General features: G+C 58.3%; 10 protein-coding genes. 5 read left to right on the plus strand and 5 right to left on the minus strand.

The window, feature by feature from the left end; translation table 11 throughout:
• On the plus strand, positions 1 to 618 hold a 618-nt coding region (locus H8S45_RS01980; RefSeq protein WP_186949476.1), incomplete at its 5' end, for a hypothetical protein.
• A gap of 51 nt (positions 619 to 669) precedes the next feature.
• On the opposite strand, the gene H8S45_RS01985 is transcribed toward H8S45_RS01980, so the two are convergent.
• Both H8S45_RS01985 and H8S45_RS01990 read right to left on the minus strand, forming a co-directional pair.
• Positions 670 to 4,092, minus strand: a complete 3,423-nt coding sequence (locus H8S45_RS01985) for an S-layer homology domain-containing protein (protein WP_186949478.1) — start codon at positions 4,090 to 4,092, stop codon at positions 670 to 672.
• A gap of 325 nt (positions 4,093 to 4,417) precedes the next feature.
• The gene (locus tag H8S45_RS01990; RefSeq protein ID WP_054326642.1) at positions 4,418 to 6,679 is read right to left on the minus strand and encodes an S-layer homology domain-containing protein; all 2,262 of its coding nucleotides are present in this window, start codon (positions 6,677 to 6,679) and stop codon (positions 4,418 to 4,420) included.
• Between the two features lie 266 nt (positions 6,680 to 6,945).
• Between H8S45_RS01990 and H8S45_RS01995 the strand changes: the two genes are divergently transcribed.
• From H8S45_RS01995 to H8S45_RS02005, 3 genes are all read left to right on the plus strand, one after another.
• Positions 6,946 to 7,884, plus strand: coding sequence for a glycosyltransferase family 2 protein (locus tag H8S45_RS01995; RefSeq protein WP_054326641.1), 939 nt, complete (start codon positions 6,946 to 6,948; stop codon positions 7,882 to 7,884).
• Positions 7,881 to 8,294: a GtrA family protein gene (locus H8S45_RS02000; protein ID WP_186949480.1), complete on the plus strand. Its 414-nt coding sequence runs from the start codon at positions 7,881 to 7,883 to the stop codon at positions 8,292 to 8,294. Before H8S45_RS01995 ends, H8S45_RS02000 begins: the two co-directional genes overlap by 4 nt.
• A 125-nt stretch (positions 8,295 to 8,419) precedes the next feature.
• A complete protein-coding gene (locus H8S45_RS02005; protein WP_147573745.1) occupies positions 8,420 to 9,370 on the plus strand; it encodes an S-layer homology domain-containing protein in 951 nt (316 codons plus the stop codon).
• A gap of 40 nt (positions 9,371 to 9,410) precedes the next feature.
• Here the strand turns inward: H8S45_RS02005 and H8S45_RS02010 are convergent, their stop codons facing one another.
• Positions 9,411 to 10,466 (minus strand): tyrosine-type recombinase/integrase, encoded by a 1,056-nt coding sequence (locus tag H8S45_RS02010; RefSeq protein ID WP_082396893.1) that lies wholly within the window; start codon positions 10,464 to 10,466, stop codon positions 9,411 to 9,413.
• A gap of 224 nt (positions 10,467 to 10,690) precedes the next feature.
• Between H8S45_RS02010 and H8S45_RS02015 the strand changes: the two genes are divergently transcribed.
• On the plus strand, positions 10,691 to 13,264 hold the full coding sequence (locus H8S45_RS02015) for a X2-like carbohydrate binding domain-containing protein (RefSeq protein WP_186949481.1): 2,574 nt from the start codon (positions 10,691 to 10,693) through the stop codon (positions 13,262 to 13,264).
• Positions 13,265 to 13,400: 136 nt separating this feature from the next.
• On the opposite strand, the gene H8S45_RS02020 is transcribed toward H8S45_RS02015, so the two are convergent.
• Complete coding sequence (locus H8S45_RS02020) at positions 13,401 to 14,231, minus strand: N-acyl homoserine lactonase family protein (protein ID WP_054326636.1); 831 nt, start codon at positions 14,229 to 14,231, stop codon at positions 13,401 to 13,403.
• A 25-nt stretch (positions 14,232 to 14,256) separates the two neighbouring features.
• Entirely contained in the window at positions 14,257 to 15,210 is a 954-nt protein-coding gene (locus H8S45_RS02025) for an ABC transporter permease (protein WP_107631328.1), read from the minus strand.
• Positions 15,211 to 15,220 lie beyond the last annotated feature (10 nt).

A 15,220-nucleotide genomic window follows, 5' to 3' on the forward strand; every position in this document is an offset into this window, starting at 1 on the left:
CACAAAATCACCGACCTGCCCGACCAGCCGAGCCTGCCGGCAAACGAGCTGAAAGCGCGGTTCGACAGCAGTCCGGAGGAGCTGCGGCAGGCGGTGAACGGAATCTGCGACGAGGCTTCACGGCTGGAGGCGCGTGTGGAGGGCATCGTGGTGGACACGTTCGGGGACACGATCGATCGGGAGATGCTCTCAGAGGAGCTTGCCGCCGAGCTGGACGCGAAAGCGACCCAGGCCGCGCTTACCGGCGTTGACAGCCGTCTGCAGTCCGCAGAAGCTACCCTGCAGGCGCACACCGCGCAGCTTGCACAAAAAGCGGAGGTGTATTTCGGCACCTACACCGGTGACGGCGCCGCCAGCCGTTTGATCAATATTGGTTTTACGCCAAAAGCCGTGATGGTGATGTGCGGCGGATATGCGACTTATTCCAAGGGTAGCCAGACCCATTGGTACGGCGGCCTGGCGCTGACGGGAAAGCCGGTGAAAGCATCGGACGGCAGGTCGGTATTGAACATCGAGGCGGGTGGTTTCCGCGTTTACACGGAGAGCACGCAGGTTTTTGCCGACTATGTCATGTCGAATACGGCAGAGCGGTCTTATCACTACATAGCCGTGAAGTAAAAAGGGAAAACCCCTCTCGAAAGAGAGGGGTTTTCGAATGCAAGCACGGAATTAAGCAACCGTAGTGGTAGCGGTGATAACCAGATCACCATTTACAATTGCGACACTCGATACTGCGGTATTGGTCGCGCCCGTCAGCGTGACATTGTTTGCCTGAATCGTCGATGCAAATTCGTTGTTGTTCGCATCAGTCAACTCGACAGTAATCTTCACAACAATCGTGTCACCTGTTGCGATGGTATCGCCGTCAACATTTGCAATAACGCAAGCAGCCTTGTCAACAACCGGAGTTGCCGTGTTAACCGCAACCGGGGTCAGAGTGGCGGACAGCGTACCCGGGTTGTAAGCATTCAGAGAGCCAGCATTAGTCGCTTCTGTAAAGTTTGCAATCGTCACAGCAGCAATCTTCTGCGTTGCCACCGAGAACTCCTGAGTATCCTCAGCGCTGCCAACCTTAACTACCAGCACATAGTCGCCAGCCGGCAGAGTAGCACCCTGAGTCAGCTTGCCCTGTGCAGCAGTTTCATTGTTGCTGGTGATAAAGCCAAACGGAGTCGTTTCGGTAACATTAGTGGAGTCTACCAGGTTGGTGCTACGGGTGGTAGCATCAGCTTTGGTGTAAACTTCCATCTTCGGGGTCTCGCCGATTGCATTCTCGTAAACAACGTTTACATCAAATGCAGTCGTACCGCCGAAAGTCAGGGACGGAGCCGCAGACTTGATTTCAACGGTAGCAGCAGACGGATCCGGAGCCGGGGTAGAGCCGTTGGCCGTAAAGGTCGCGGTAACATTGCCTGCGCCGGTAACGATCAGCGAATCAAACAGGTTGTATTCGCCGCCCTTGACAGACAGGGTAACCGTACCGTCGTTGTCGTTAGTCTCGATATCGGCAACATTGGTCAGCGTCAGCGTGCCATCCTTGTCAGCGTAGAACGAAAGCTGCATGATCGCGCCTTCGTAAGCCGCGCCCTCGTCGGTGTCGTTCGTGCGGGTGTTCAGCCACTGTACGTCAGACAGGCCGGAGATAGAGGGCAGCGTGTAAGCGCCATAGCGCTTGCCGGCGATCTCGTTAACGTCGATTACAATAACCTCGCCGCCGTATACCAGCAGGTTGGTCGCGTAGTAGGTAGTGCCGTTAACCTTCTGGCTATTCGCCTTGGTTGCAACGCCATCTTCCAAGCCGGTGCCAGCCTTGGAGTCAACGTACAGAACAGTGCTGTAATCATCCAGATCCTCATACGGGAGGTTAATCGTGCTGGATTCGATCGTGGTGCCCTTGGAGTTAACAGAGGTGATGGAACCAGCCGTTACACCAGAGGTGATCGCAACAGCGTCGGTCATGACCTTGTTGCCATCCTCATCATTGATCGCGGTGTAGCCAACGATAGTACCCTTGGTGAAGTCGTTCTCGCGGGACTTCTCAGCTACAACCTCAACGTTTTCAGCGCCGGTCCAAACGGTGAACTTGATGTTGCCGTTGGAGAGCTTAACAGCGTCCTTGGTGATGAAGCCGTAGTTCGCATTCGAAGAAATATTGTCGAATGTAGTACCCAGAGAACCGTTGCCGTTGAACTCAACAGCGATAACGGAAGCGCGGTTCAGGCCGTCTACGTCGGAGGTGAAGTAGCCCAGAGTAGCCTGATACAGGTTGTTGGAGCTGCCATCGACATCGAGCGTACCGTCGCTTACCAGCGCCTTGAGCTGCTTGCCGGTGATGTGCTTGATGTCAGCCTTGGTCGTGTTGGCCGGCGTACCGTGGCTGTCCGTCGTCCAAACGATAACGTCTGCGCTGTCAGAAATGCGGTCAGTGTCGACCTTATCGCCAGCGGTATCCAGATCCTCCTTGCCCTCGTAGGTGAAATCACCGTAGAAGTCAGCGGTGGAGGCAAGGGCAATCAGCTCATAGGTGCTGCCGGACTTGCTGTACTCGTAGAACTGGCCGGGAACAATAGCGGTACCCTTATCGCCGTTCTGCTGCGTAAAGTAGGTGTTCTTCAGGTTGATGGTCGCCTTGTCGCCGTTCGGGAACATGACGCGCGCCTGATCGTTGGACAGGCCGTCCTGGCCAACATAGGACACGAACAGAACGTCGGTCAGCTTGTCGGAACCAGCGGAGGTCTTGTCAGCGTAGAACAGAATGCCGTTTACGGCAACATATTCCGCCTCAACACCCGGCTTTACGTTGGTGTTGATGTCCTTGTTGGAGGAATCGGTTTCATTGAACCACTCGTCGCCGATCTGGTACTGCTTCCAGCCGGTCTTATCCTTGGTGGCCTCAACAGTGCCGGTCGCCTTGGAGGCTACGACGATATCGTTGTTGTCGTTGTACAGGTTCTTGGTGATAATGACCCAGTCGTCCTTCTCAACGTCCTCGTCGATCGTGTCTTCGGAGAACTTGTAGGTTTTGCTGCCCGCGATGATCTGCGAGGAAGCGACATAGGTAACCTTGGCAACGTCTACCGTCTTGATGTAAGCGGTATCGATCTTGTTGTTGTCATCGGTGTCGATCAGGGTGATCACGTCCGCCGACTGCTGATCCTTGAACGCGCCAGCCTTCCAGTTTTCGTTCAGCTCTTCGCCGTCACGGATTACAGTCACGCCGTCGGTTTCAACCGAGTAGCTCTCGTCGTCAATGACGATCTTGCCGGCGTCGACGCTGATCTCGTTCTGATTGACCGTGACAACACTGTTGTCGTCGATCGGGTAAACGCCGAGAACAGAGTTGTTCTTGCCGTCCTTGAACAGAACCTTGACCTTCTGGCCCAGCAGGCTCGAGTAGTCGGTGTCAACCTTGACAAAATGCTCGTCGTCGCTGTCGCTGTCGGTGCGGTCAGAAGAGGACATCTGGATATCGAGGTCGGAGCCGTCGATGCTGATCAGCGTACCAACGTTGGTCCACAGGTCCATCCACTTGCGGCCAACGGAGATCGAAGAGCCGCCCAGAGCGAGGCCGTCCTCGGAATCGTTGACGAAATCCTCAACGATTTCGGAGTAGCGGACAGCGGTCATATCCAGCGCGTTGGCGAGGATCTGCGCCGCGTCCTGACGGGTGCAGGCGCCGGTGATGGAAGAGTTAACGTCGTTCAGCAGGCGGTTGGTGGTTGCCAGGGTGACGGTGTTGGTCAGCCACTTGGTGCCGGTCAGACCAGCCTTGTCCGCGCGGTAGCCGCCCAGAACGAGCGCCATCTTGAGCGCTTCGCCGGTGGTTACGTTGCCGTCCGGATCGAACTGGGTCGCGGTCTTGCCCGCAACGATGCCGGTATTCTGCAGGTACTTGATGTAGCCCTGATACCAGCTGTCGGTCAGGTCGGTGAACGAAGTCGGGTTGTTCGCATGAGCGGAAGCGTCGTCGTTGCCGCCGTTGCGGATGACATAAATCATCTTGGCAAACTCAGCGCGGGTGACGTCTCCCTCAGGATTGAAGCTGCCGTCGCTGTAGCCATTGATAATGTTCAGCTCCGTCAGCAGGTCCACGGCTTCTGCGTTGAGACAATGTCCGCCTCATCCGTGAACGCCGCACCGGCAAACATGGTGAACGCGCATGCGAACGCCAGCACCAGTGCGAGAACCTTTTTCTGATGGCGGGCCTGTTCCTGATTTTCCCCTTAATCGCCCCGTTTTCGGCCAAATATCTTCTATTTTGCAACAAATCGAAAAAAACGCTTTTTCGCCGTTCCCCTGAAAACAGGAAAAGCTTTTTTCTCCTCCTCCCGCAGTTTCCGGCCGCTTTTTTACAAAAAGACAGCCCTCCTGCCGCGTCAGTATCCACGGCAGAAAGGCTGCTTTATTCACCTTTTATTCAGAGCATCGTCAGCAGCTTGGCAAATTCCGCGCGGGTAAAATTACCCGCCGGCTGCAGCGTACCGTCCGCATAGCCCTTGACCAGTCCCTTTTGCATGCACAACGCCACGGCGGCACGGTACTCCGGTGTGATCGTCTCCTGGTCGGAAATGGACGACAGGAGCTCGTCCGTTTCCGCCTCGTCCGGCAGCGCGCTACCTTTACCGACAAGCAGGTTCGCGAACACCTGCATGGCCTCCTCTCGGCTGATCAGGGCGGTAAAGTCAAGCTCCAGACCATCCAGCAGGCCTGCGGCCTGCATCGCGCTGACATCCTTTGCATACCAAGCGTCCGCGCTGACGCCCTCCAGCACCGTATCCGGCGTCTCGAGCGCCGCGCTCCGCGCGATGGTCGCACACAGCTCTGCGCCTGTGAGCAGGTCGTCCGGCCGGAACAGCCCGTCCGCGTCGCCCTGCATAACGCCGTCCTGCTTGACCTGCTGAATATACTCCGCGGCCCAATGGCTGTTGGGAACGTCACGGAAGCCGGTCAGGCTGGTCTCGCGAATAAACGGCGTTTTCAGCGCCTGGTAGCATTCGCCCGACTGATCGACCGCCTCCTGCAGCTGCTCGAATGTGAGCAGGTAACTCTCGGTATAGGCGCGGCGCGTTTCGCTCTCATATTCATTATAATAATAGGTCACGCCCTTTGTGCTCATGCGCGGGAAGCTGTACAGGTAAAACGCGTGCGTATCCGGCAGGAGCGCCTTGACCGTTTCCACATAGCCGCTCGAAAGAAGATCGTTCAGCCCATACTGCTCGCCCGTGCGGATATCAAACGCCAGGTTATTGTTCCAGACTGACGAGCCCGCGCCCTTTCCGCTGACGCAGTTCGCCCAAACCACCAGCACGGAACCCTCCAGCGACGCGCCGTAACCGCCTTCGAGCGCCTCATACTCCGCCGACACTGAGGGGCCTTCCAGGAAAAATTTGCGGATGGCCTCATTGATCTTCTTCTGCACATCGGCATCCGGCAGACCGGAGATCTCCGGAAAATCCACGTTCCAGCCATATTCGCTCCCATCCGCCTGATAGCCGAAAAAGCGCTCGTAATGCACGGTGGTCGCCGTGATGCCCTTGCCGAGATCGAACGAGGTCGGCTGCTCGAACAGCGTCCGCCCGTCGGAAAGGTTAACATACTTCTGCTTTCCGTCCTGCGTGACGCGCACCACGTTCTCGCTGAGCAGCGTCGGATTTTCCGCATTCTTCAGGCTGGCGAAATAGCCGCCGTTCTTTTTGAAAAAGATCAGGCTCCCGTCCGAGGTCCCGTGCCATGCCAGGCCGTAGCGCAGCTCGTCAAAGCCGCCGACATAGCTAAGCGTGCGGTAGGCGATGTTGCCGTTGGCGTCCACCGCCGCGGCCGAGCCGTCCTCGCTACGCGCCGCGTACAGCCCGTCCCCCATATAGGACAGGTAATAGTAGGTCGGCGGGGTGAGCAGCTTGCCTGTGGTGTCCATCAGCCCCCAACGGTTGGCCTGGCGGACCATGGCGACGCCACCGTGGAATTCCGAGATCGTGTTATACAGGAAATCCGTGATATAGCTGCCGCTTTCCAGAGAATACAGCGCCTGATTGGTCCCGTCGGAAAGCACAACCGTATCTGTGCCGAAAATGGTCATATAGGACGGGGTGATATGATGCTCCAGCGTGTAAAGGGTCTGCCCCTGCGTGTCGATGGCAAGGTAGGCGCCATCGGTCGTGCGCACCAGCGCGCGGCCGTTCAGGAAAACGCCTGCGTCGCTGTATTCCCCTTCAAAGGCCGCCGTACCATCCTGCCTGACGTAGGAATACAGGCCGGAGGCCGGGCTTTTGCAGAGCAGCAGGCCATCCGAAAAGAAATCCAGCGCGCCCGCGTAGGAGCCGACCAGCTCCCCCTGCAGGGTGTAGTAGACGCTGTGGTCGGCGTAGCGGTACGCCACCATATCTTCGGAAAAATCGACCGACACCGGCGACGCGGTATAAGGGATAACCAGTCTCCCCTCCCGATCGATCACCGCGGTCTGCCACTTTTCATCCTCGACCGCGGCCAGGCCGCAGTCCGCGAACTCGCCCGCCTGCGCATAGGCGAACGAGAGTACGGTCCTGCCCTCTTCGTCCAGATAGCCGGATCGGCTCACGCCGTCGATATCCGTGCGGGTCACGGGGAAGATCGTGCCCGCCGCCGCGGCTCCTATCACCATGATACACGCCACAAACAGGGCGGAAATTGTTTTTTTGAGCATAGTCATTTCCATCCTTGGATATTATCGTAATTAAATTATAGCGTTTCCTCCCATTTCTCACAATAGCAGGCGGAAAAGTGTAACAATCGTGACATAAGCGGGTATAATGTTACAGGTTTGTTGCAATGCGGCCGTTTTTTCTTTACATCGATATGGCAAGGGATTAAAATAATTCCAGAGTATAAGGCTCCACTGCCCCATCCGCGCGGTCTTTCGCGGCTCCAACGTAGTGCCTGCCTTTGACCGCTTCAGAGAGGAGAAAAGCCATGCCCATAATCTCGATCGTGGTCCCCTGCTATAACGAGGAGGAGGCGCTGCCCCTGTTCTATCAGGAGGCAACCCGTGTTGCCGGGGAAATGTCAGGGATCGATTTTGAATTCGTATTCATCGACGACGGTTCGCGCGATAATACCCTGTCCGTGCTGCGCCGCCTTGCCGCGGCGGACAGACGCGTGCGGTTCGTATCGTTTTCACGCAATTTCGGTAAGGAGGCCGGCATGCTCGCCGGTCTGGAGGCCGCGACGGGCGATTACGTCGCCCTGATGGACGCGGACCTGCAGGACCCGCCCGCCCTGCTGCCCGAGCTGTATCGCGCGGTCACCGAGGAGGGCTACGACTGCGCCGCCACCCGCCGCACCACCCGCGCAGGCGAGCCTCCCATCCGGTCGTTTTTCGCGCGCCTGTTTTACCGGCTGATCCATAAAATATCCGACGCGGACATCGTGGACGGCGCGCGCGATTACCGCCTGATGCGGCGCGCCGTGGTGGACGCGATCCTGTCCATGCGCGAGTACAACCGTTTTTCCAAGGGAATATTCGGCTGGGTGGGCTTCCGCACCAAATGGATCCCGTTCGTCAACGTCGAGCGTGTGGCCGGCGAAACCAAGTGGTCGTTCTGGAAGCTGTTCCGCTATTCGCTGGAGGGGATCGTGGCTTTCTCGACCGTACCGCTCGCGCTCGCATCCGTGCTGGGCGTGCTGCTGTGCCTGATCGCGTTCGTGTTCATCCTGGTGGTGCTGGTCAAGACGCTGGCGTTCGGCGATCCGGTCGGCGGCTGGCCGAGCATGATATGTGTCATTCTGTTCCTCGGCGGCGTGCAGCTTCTGTGCATCGGCATCCTCGGTCAGTACCTCTCCAAAACCTATCTGGAAACCAAGCGACGGCCGATCTATCTGGTGCGCGAAACGGAGGAAGGCATCAAATGAGCAGGCTGTCCGGCATTATTGACCAAAAGCTCGCCAGATTCCTGATTGTGGGCGTGGTCAACACGCTGGTCGGCACGGCGATCATGTTCGGGCTGTACAACCTTGCCCACTGCTCCTACTGGGTGTCAAGCGCGGCCAATTACCTGCTGATCAGCATCCTGAGCTTTTTCCTCAATAAATACTTTACCTTCCAGAGCAGCGAAAGGAGCGCGGGGGAGATCGTCCGCTTCGCGCTCAACATCGCGGCATGCTATCTTTTGGCCTACGGCATCGCCAAGCCGCTGTGCCGCGCACTCCTGTCCGGCGTGGCCGCGGGCGTGCGGGACAACGTCTCCATGTTCGCGGGCATGTGCCTGTTTACCGGCTTCAACTACCTTGGGCAGCGGTTTTTTGCGTTCCGCGGGAAATAAGCTTGCAATCCGGCCCGTATTGTGCTACCTTTTTTATAAAGGAGGTCCGCCACGGCGGGCATACCGGTTTCATCCAGAGAGGGAGCCGGAAAGGCCCTTCTCTGAGAAAAAGAGGAGGGTTTTTTGTGAAAAAATGTTTGCTTTCCCTGATTCTGGCCGTGTCTCTGTGCATGGGGTTAACCGTTCCGGCGTTTGCCGCACAGGCTGGGGACACCACGCTGACCGATATCCACGGCTGGCAGTACACGCTGTCCCAGCCGATCATCGGCACGGAAACCGTGCAGGACGTTATTGGGGGAGACGAGTTTACCGTGCTTCTCGTTCCTGCCGGCACGGTGCTGACGGTGGATGCGCCGCGCGGCTTCTGTGTCAGCACCTATGATGCAACAAGGGGCTGGATCACCACATTTGATCTCCACATCAATACGCTTGCGCTGGAAACCGGCAAGACAGTGATGTGTGTCCAGGACAACGGCGGTGCGTATGCCGGCGAGCAGCGAACCGCTTTCCGCGCCGTGGAGCAGGGCGGCTCCACGACCCAGCCCGCACAGGACACGGAAACCGATACCGGCTTTTCCGACGTAAAGAGCGGCGCCTACTACGCGGACGCAGTTGCCTGGGCTGTTGAGCAGGGCATCACCACCGGCACCAGCGACACCACCTTCTCGCCCGAGGAGCTTTGCACCCGCGGCCAGATCATCACTTTCCTGTGGCGCGCGGCGGGTTCGCCCGAACCGGAAAGCATGGCGGGATATTTTGCCGACGTTTCGAAGGACAGCTATTATTTCAAGGCTACGCAGTGGGCAAATGAGCAGGATATGACCACCGGAATCGGCTTTGATCCGGACTATTCCTGCACCCGCGCGGATGCGGTGGACTTCATGTGGAAAATGGACGGCAAGCCGGAATCGGCCGCGCCCGCCGCTTTCACCGACGTTCCGGACTACTATGCGGACGCGGTGGCTTGGGCGGTTGAGCAGGGCGTCACCACCGGCACCAGCGATACCACATTCTCCCCGTCCGATACCTGCACCCGCGGCCAGATCGTCACCTTCCTGTACCGCGCATTCGCATAAAGCAAACGTAAAAAGCGGCCATAAGGCCGCTTTTTACGCTTTACTGCAGCACGATCGCGGGCGTCGCGCCCTTGGCGATCGAGATCTTCTCCACATAGGGAACATGCGCGTAAACGTTCGCCGTGGTCGCGATATCCGCGTGGCCCAGCCATTCCTGGATCTGCTTGAGCGAAAAGCCCTGCTGGAGCAGGATGGTCGCAACCGAATGGCGCAGGTCGTGGAAGCGGATGCGCGGCAGCGCCGCCTTACGGCATACCCGCTCGAATTCGCGCGAAATATAGTCCGGCCGGAGGGGCGAACCGTCCTCATGGCAGCAGACATAGTCGGTCTTGCAGTATTTTTTGCCGTACCGCTTGCGGTTTTCGTTCTGGCGGCGGCGCAGGTCGCTCAGATAGCGCTTGAGTGAGTCGGAAAGCGGCAGGGTGCGGTAGCTGGACTTGGTCTTGACGCTGTCCGCGTAGATGACCCGCCCGCCCGACTGCACCGCCGTATGGTTGATGACCATGGTGCGGGCGCGCAGGTCGATCGCGCTCCAGCGCAGGCCCGCGCATTCGCTGCGGCGCAGGCCGTAGGTGGCCGCCAGCACGAACGCCGCCTCGGCCGGCGAGTGCAGCGCTGCGGCCAGGAATACGTTGATCTGCGTGCGGTTGTACACCTGCCCACGGTATTTGTAGCGCTTGGGCAGCATCACGTTGTCCGACGGGTTGAGCGGGATGATCTGCAGCGCGACCGCGTATTTCAGGCACTTGTGCATGATGGAGTGGAATTTGACGATCGAGGTCGGCGATAGGCCCTGCGAAAACTTCAGGTTGACAAAGTCCTGGAAATCCATCGGCCGCGCGGTGGCGAGCGTGGTGCCGCGCGCGGTGAAGAACGGCCGGATGTGCTTTTCAAACGCGTAGCGGTAGCCGTCCATCGTGTTTTCGCGGACCTGCGTTTTCATCTGGTCGAGCCACTGGTCCATAAAATCCACGAAAGAGGTTTTGGCCTCCTCCGAATAGCGCAGCCGCATCAGGTCCTCAGGACGCAGCATGAAGTGGATGTAACCGTCCTCCTCATAAATATGCGGCATACCCATAACAGGTGACATGTCCATCTTGATAAATCCCCTTTCCGCTTTTTTGATTGGATTTTATTTTATCACAAAAATTCGTATTTCGTCGAATTTTGTCGGTTTATTATGGATTAAGGGGCAGACGCTTCCATTTATGTATGATTTTTACATTGTTTAGGGTTCGGCCGCGTTTTCAAAAAATAACAGTACACAAACATTTCTTTTAATGGTAAAATAGGAATAACAATACCGAAGAGGTGATCGCTGTGAAAAGACTGATATCCGCAGTGCTGGCGGCCGCCATGCTGCTGTGCATGCTGCCGGCCGCGCTTGCTGCGTCCGATATCGAAAACCACTGGGCAAAAACCTATCTGACCGAGCTGCACGAGCTGGAGATCATCAACCCGTCCTCGTCCGGCCAGTACACGCCGGACCAGCCGATCGCCCGCTGGGAATTCATGCGCTATATCAACCGAGCGTTTGACTTCACCGAAAAAGCGTCCATCAGCTTTACCGACGTACCCTCCGGCTCCGCTTATTACGACATCGTCGCCACCGCTGTCTATTACGGCTATATCAACGGCGTGGGCAACAACAAAATGGACCCGCAGGGTACGCTTACGCGCGAGCAGGCCGCAACCATCCTGGGCCGCCTGCACAAGTATACGCCGGACGCCGATCCGGACGACATGACGTTTTCGGACAAATCCGCGGTGAGCAGCTATGCCCGCGCATACGTCGCCGAGGCGGTCGCGCTCAAGTACATCAACGGCTATCCCAACGGCACCTTTAAGCCGCAGGGTACCATCACCCGCGGCGAGATCGCCAAGATCCTATATTATTTTCTCGGCACCTCCCTGCATAAGGAGGGCGGCAGCTACACTGGCGCGGATCTGGACAGCGTTACCGACAACGTCTCCATCACCCTGCCCTGCACCCTGTCCAACGCAACCATCGACGGCAACCTCTATATCACCGAGGGGGTTGGTGCCGGAAGCGTGACCCTGCAGAATGTCACGGTGGAGGGCAGGATCATCGTCTCCGGCGGCTCGGTCGTGCTGAACGGCGTGTCCGCGCTCGACCTGACCGTTTCCAGCCCCTGCGACCAGACGCTCTCCGTCACCTGCTCGGGCAACACCAGCATCGCGCATACTGAGGTGCAGTCGGACGCCATGCTGTATGAAAGCGGCCTGGGCATCAGCGCAGGCGGCCTCTCCGATCTGGACGTCAACGGCGAAAACCTTTCGCTGACGCTGGACGCCGCACTCTGGGACGTCAACGTCAAGCAGGCCTGCACCATCCTCACGACCGGCAGCACCACGATCGACAGCCTGACCGCGGACGGCAAGGTCACGCTCACCGGCGGCGGCTCGGTACAGAAGGCCGCGCTCAACGTCAGCGGGTGCGACCTGGTGATGGAGCCCTCCACTGTCGAGCTGGCCAGCGGCGTGACCGCGACCATCGCCGGAGAGAGCGTGCAGTCCTCCAACAGCATTTCCATCTCCCCCGCCGCGCTGACGTTCGACGCCGGCAACGCGGATTCCATCGCCCATTCCTATGACTTTACCTTCAACGCGGATAAGGACGACCTGGTCCGCATCACCGTGGATGGCGACACGCTCACGCTCGGCGAGGATTACAACCTGCTGACCGATAAAAACGGCATCCGCATTTACAAGACCTATCTCACCACGCTCGAGGCCGGCACCTATACGGCCAAGCTCACGTTCTCGGACCGCTCGACCGCCGCGCTCACTATCATCACGAGCAATTCCGGCCAGATGGCGGTCAGCCCTTCGCAAATCACGTTTGACAAATACGAGGAATCCGCGGGCTACGCCAATGTGCCGCTCACGGTCTCCACACCGGCCGGCGTGACGCTCAGCAGCATCAAGCTCGGCAGCACAGTACTCGAACGCGGCACGGACTACACCTACAACACCTCCACCGGCCAGGTGGTGCTGATGGCCGAAACGCTCGCCAAAAAGAGCAAGGGTTCGTACACCATCAGCTTCGTACCCAGCAAGGGTTCGACCACCACCTGCTCTCTGACCATCACGGACTCCAAGCCGGTCAACAAGATCGCGCCGGAGGAGGTCGATTTTGACGCGAACACCAGCTCCGGCGGCTACCGCGATATCACCGTCACCCTGACGCCCGCCAACGGCGCGGAGCTGCGCAGGATCCGCTGCAATAACAAGGAGCTGGAGGAGGACTGGCAGTATAAGGTCAGCGGCAACCAGGTCACGCTGAACAAATCCGCGATTTCCGAATTTGCGGAAAAGGGCGCGTCCTATGCGGATTTCACCTTCGTCATGTCGAACGGCCAGAACCCCACGCTCCGCGTCAACTATGTCACCACCTATGCGCTGACCGCGAGCGTCGTGGACGACCTCGGCCTGCCGATCGAGGGCGCGTCCGTCACCTTTACGCCTGCGGACTCCGCCACCGGCACGGCCACCCAGACCGCCACCACAGACGAGGACGGCAAAGCCACCGTATACGTCAAGCGCGGCTCCTATACGCTGACCGCGGCGCATGAGCGCTTTACCGAATCGATCTCGCAGACAACGAGCGTATCCTCCTCCCGCACGGTCAAGATGACCGGCGAGATACTGGAAAACGTGCAGGTTGTCGTCACCAACAAATACGGCGCCATGCTGTCGGGCGCGGTCGTTTCGATCGGCGGCAAGGCGGCCACCACCGGCGCGGACGGCGTTGCCTCGTTCAGCCTCCGCCGCGACAATTATGTCATCCAGGTCTCCTGCAGCGGCTATACCACAACGACCAAACCCATCACAGTCACCGGCAGTATCCGCACACAGGTGCAGCTTGAGTGACGGCTATACCGGAACAACAACGCCGCCCGGCGCAGGCTGGGCGGCGTTTGTTATTTCCCAAAACGAAAGGCCGGTTTATCCGGCCTTTCGTTTGTCCTGACAAGGGACTGGTATAAAGAGAAGAAAAGAAGTTCGTTTACCGGTAAAATGATGGGAAATGGCGGTAGCTGCGGTCCTCCTCCAGATCATGCGAAAAAATCAGCTTAGCCTGGTATTCCCGCTCGAGCCTGCGCAGGCGTTTGACGCTTTTTTCATAGCCCAGACTGTCGTACAGGATGGTGGTCGGCCTGGTCGGCGGGCCGTAATTGAGGCGGCAGGAGCAGGCGTCGTTCGGAAACAGGTAGTTCCCGTTTTCCGCCTCCAACAGCAGCACCGCAACCGCCGGTGTGTGTCCGGACATCAGGAACAGCCGGACGCCTGGGAACAGCTCGACGTCCTCCTCAAGCAGGTGATAGGTAATCCCGCCCGCGGTGACGACGCTGCGCCAATAGGGGGAGGTGGTCTTCCGCTCCTCGTCATTGGTCAGTGCGGAGAGGCAGGCATACGCAAAATCCTCTCGGGGTACATACACGTTCTGCGCTGCTTTGGTACCCTTGAAAAACTTGATGCCGCCCGCGTGGTCATAATGCATATGGGACAAAATAATACAGGAAATATCCGAAAGCTCGATGCCGTGCCTGGGTAATATCCGATCGACATAATCCTCCCGTTCCATGCGGGGCTGGAAATATTCCTTCCAGTAATCCGGACGGGGGATGCCGTCTTCCCCGTCTGGGAAATCGCCAACATCATACAGGATATAGCCAGCCTCCGGATGGCGGATCAGGATAAACGACGCGGGAAACTCGGAGAACACGCTCTCCGTCCGCGGCTGGTGCGCGGTCGCCGGATTGGGTACCGCCACGTTAAAGGCCGGATCGTTCCAGATCGACCCATACCGGATGATGGCAAATTCAAGTCCTTTCATTTGTTTTGCTCCTTTATGCAGGGGGTTAGTCGTCTTTCTTCATTCCGCTGAGCAGCAGGCCCACCAGGATGATTACACCTTGGATGATATTCTGGTCCCCTGCGTCCATGTTGAGTACCGCGATCAGGCTGGACATGACCACCATGAACAGGCTGGCGAGTATGGTGCCGAAAATGCTGCCCTTGCCGCCGGTGAACGCCGCGCCGCCGAGCAGCGCGACCGCGATCGAGCGCGTCTGGTAGTCCTCGCCGAGCTGCAGGCTGGCGGTGCCGATATAGGCGGATATCTGCAGCCCTGCAAGCGCGGCAAACAGGCCGCAGAGCACATAGCAGGTCAATTGTATCCGCACTGGATCAACGCCCGACTGGTACACTGCCATTGGATTGACGCCGGTCGCCATGATATACCGTCCGATCGGCAGGAAACGCATGACCAGTATCACCACCGCCGCTATCACCAGCCAGACGATTGCGGCCATCGGTATCTTTCCGGCAAAGCCGGTACCCAGAAAACGGAAGTTATCCGGAATCGAGCCTTTCGGCGAGCCGCCGCTGTACAGCAGCGTCACGCCCAGCAGCAGCGTGCTCATGCCCAATGTAACCACAAAGCTCGGCATATGCATGACCGCGCACAGGAAGCCGTTGACCAGACCCACCACCATGCCGATGCACAGGCATAACAGCGCGACCGGCACGGCGCGGGACGGGTCGTTCATCATCATCTGCGCGGCAACCACGTCGATCAGCACCATGACTGCCGCGACCGACAGATCCAGCCCGCCGATCATCATAACGATGGTCTGGCCGATCGCGACCAGGATCATCGGCGCCGCCTGTCGGGTAAAGTCAAGCAGGTGCGCCGGCTTGACCGAGTTCGGGGACACAAAGCCCAGTATCACCACCAGCAGGAGCAGGCCCCAGAAAATGATGGGAACGTTCAGCCTGGCAAAGCGGTCTTTCCATTTTATGCTTTTTTCCATTTGCACCGCC

The sequence above is a fragment of the Agathobaculum faecis genome, from assembly GCF_014287995.1.
GTDB classification, from domain to species: Bacteria; Bacillota; Clostridia; order Oscillospirales; family Butyricicoccaceae; genus Agathobaculum; species Agathobaculum ammoniilyticum.

What these genes read in the sequence shown, in the direction of transcription:
- H8S45_RS01990 (WP_054326642.1), bottom strand. Translation starts at nt 6,679, where the DNA reads ATGCTCAAAAAAACAATTTCCGCCCTGTTTGTGGCGTGTATCATGGTG.
- H8S45_RS01995 (WP_054326641.1), top strand. Translation starts at nt 6,946, where the DNA reads ATGCCCATAATCTCGATCGTGGTCCCCTGCTATAACGAGGAGGAGGCG.
- H8S45_RS02000 (WP_186949480.1), top strand. Translation starts at nt 7,881, where the DNA reads ATGAGCAGGCTGTCCGGCATTATTGACCAAAAGCTCGCCAGATTCCTG.
- H8S45_RS02010 (WP_082396893.1), bottom strand. Translation starts at nt 10,466, where the DNA reads ATGGACATGTCACCTGTTATGGGTATGCCGCATATTTATGAGGAGGAC.
- H8S45_RS02020 (WP_054326636.1), bottom strand. Translation starts at nt 14,231, where the DNA reads ATGAAAGGACTTGAATTTGCCATCATCCGGTATGGGTCGATCTGGAAC.
- H8S45_RS02025 (WP_107631328.1), bottom strand. Translation starts at nt 15,210, where the DNA reads ATGGAAAAAAGCATAAAATGGAAAGACCGCTTTGCCAGGCTGAACGTT.